We start from the raw sequence: 2,445 nt of genomic DNA, 5'->3' as shown, positions 1-2,445 counted from the left end.
TTAATAACGTCACACTACCTAAACGGCGAGCAAGCGAAGCGCGGTAGCTAATGGTGTACAATATTAGAGTGTCTAACTTACTGTTATGAAAACAACATCGAGAAAATATTGACACATACCTGTTAATTTGTACATTAGAAATCAAGGTTAAGCTATGGTACACTAATAACTAACTTATTATTCTTCTTTTATGTGTATTCAAGAAATTAAAATAGAATGCTCGTTTCAGTCAATTTTACCGGGTTGCATAATGTGTTGGCAGTTAAGTGAAGATTGCCTATTATTAGCATGTCTTTTTTCTAATCTTTTTTAAACAACCGCCATCGTAAAATGCAGGAATTTTATAGTGAAGTCAGTTCGAGCTAATGTACTTACAGAAGAATGAGTGAAAGAATTTTTAAAAAAGATAAGAAGGAATCGGAGTGAGTTACAGATGTCAGAAGAATTAAATGAGCATATGCAGGTTCGTCGTGAAAAAATGAACGAGATGCGCAACAAAGGTATCGATCCTTTTGGCGATAAGTTTGCCCGAACTCATCTTGCAAACGACTTAATCGTCAATTACAACCAACTCTCTAAAGAAGAGATAGAGGAAAAGGGAGTTGATGTCACTGTTGCTGGTCGTATTATGACAAAACGCGGAAAAGGGAAAGTAGGTTTTGCTCATATTCAAGATTTTAGTGGGCAAATTCAACTTTATGTTCGAAAAGATACCGTTGGGGAAAGTAGTTATGATTTATTTAAGAGCGCTGATTTGGGTGATATTGTTGGTGTGTCAGGATCACTGTTAAAAACAAATGTTGGTGAGTTATCTATCAAGGTCACCTCGTTCACTATTTTAACCAAATCGCTGCGACCATTACCAGATAAGTTTCATGGGCTAAAAGATGTCGAGCAACGTTATCGTCAGCGGTATTTAGATTTAATCACAAATCATGAAAGTAAAGAAACATTTATTATGCGTAGTAAAATTATTCAATCCATGCGTCGTTATTTAAATGACCTAGGGTTTTTAGAAGTTGAAACACCAATGATGCATAGCATTCCTGGTGGGGCTGCTGCACGTCCGTTTATCACTCACCACAATACGCTTGATATGGAACTATATATGAGAATTGCAATTGAACTTCATTTAAAACGCCTGATTGTAGGTGGAATGGAACGTGTTTATGAAATTGGACGAGTTTTTAGAAATGAAGGCGTATCTACGAGACATAACCCTGAGTTTACCATGATCGAACTTTACCAAGCTTATGCAGATTACCGTGATATCATGAATTTAGTTGAGGATATGGTTGCTCATATTGCAGAAGAAGTAATCGGTTCAACAACACTAACTTATGGGGAAGATATCATTGATTTGAAACCAGGCTGGAAACGAGTTCATATGGTTGATGCGATTAAGGAGTATACAGGTGTTGATTTTTGGGAACATATGACAGATGACCAAGCAAAGGCATTGGCTAAAGAACATAATATCGAAATTAAAGATACGATGACTTTTGGCCATATTGTTAATGAATTTTTCGAACAACGTGTAGAAGAAGAGCTTGTACAACCAACATTTGTCTATGGTCATCCGGTAGAAATTTCTCCATTAGCGAAAAAGAATAAAGAAGATGAACGTTTTACAGATCGATTTGAGCTATTCATCGTTCGTCGTGAACACGCGAATGCATTCTCAGAGTTAAATGACCCGATTGACCAAAGGGAACGTTTTGAAGCACAAGTGAAGGAAAAAGAACAAGGAAATGATGAAGCGCATGAAATGGACGAAGACTTCCTAGAGGCATTAGAATATGGTATGCCACCAACTGGAGGGTTGGGAATTGGAATTGATCGATTAGTCATGCTGTTAACCAATTCACCTTCAATAAGAGATGTTCTACTTTTCCCACAAATGAAGAAGAAATAATTAAGTAAACCTTCACTCGGTGGGGAAGTACCTAATCTGCATTTATGATTCGAAGATTTCTCTTTTACTACTGAGGTGGAGATCATCCAGCCAGTTTATCTACAATAAATAGCTAAATTAAAACACTCAGTGACACCATTTACTTAAGAGGTGACGGTTTGAATTGCTGAGTGTTTTTAATTTTTATAATTACCTTTTAAAAAAAGTGACAAAAGCTATTGACTCGGAAAATTTATCGTGATATATTATTCAAGTCGCCAAAATACGATAACTACTTCATGAAAAATATTTTTAAAAAGTTATTGACATTTTGATAGTGACATGTATATAATATAAAAGCTGTCGCAAAAAAAGACGGCAACAATTGATCTTTGAAAACTGAATCCAAACAACCAAGAAAGTTAAGAAAAAAAGTAAGAAGAAGCTAGTGCTTCAAATGAGAGTAGAACAACTCAACAATTTTATTGAGAGTTTGATCTTGGCTCAGGATGAACGCTGGCGGCGTGCCTAATACATGCAAGTCGAGCGCG

General features: G+C 36.1%; 1 protein-coding gene and 1 rRNA gene. Both read left to right on the top strand.

What is annotated here, in order from left to right:
• Positions 1–433 precede the first annotated feature (433 nt).
• Positions 434–1,915: a lysine--tRNA ligase gene (gene lysS, locus KQI76_RS11550; RefSeq protein WP_216400436.1), complete on the top strand. Its 1,482-nt coding sequence runs from the start codon at positions 434–436 to the stop codon at positions 1,913–1,915.
• A gap of 460 nt (positions 1,916–2,375) precedes the next feature.
• Positions 2,376–2,445 (top strand): 16S ribosomal RNA (locus KQI76_RS11545); the annotation flags it as partial.

The sequence above is a fragment of the Amphibacillus sp. MSJ-3 genome, from assembly GCF_018919165.1.
In the GTDB taxonomy this organism is placed as follows: Bacteria; Bacillota; Bacilli; order Bacillales; family Amphibacillaceae; genus Amphibacillus.
The sequence above is the reverse complement of the archived record's forward strand: the minus strand, read 5'-3'. Positions and strand labels throughout refer to the sequence as shown.

What these genes read in the sequence shown, in the direction of transcription:
- lysS (WP_216400436.1), top strand. Translation starts at nt 434, where the DNA reads ATGTCAGAAGAATTAAATGAGCATATGCAGGTTCGTCGTGAAAAAATG.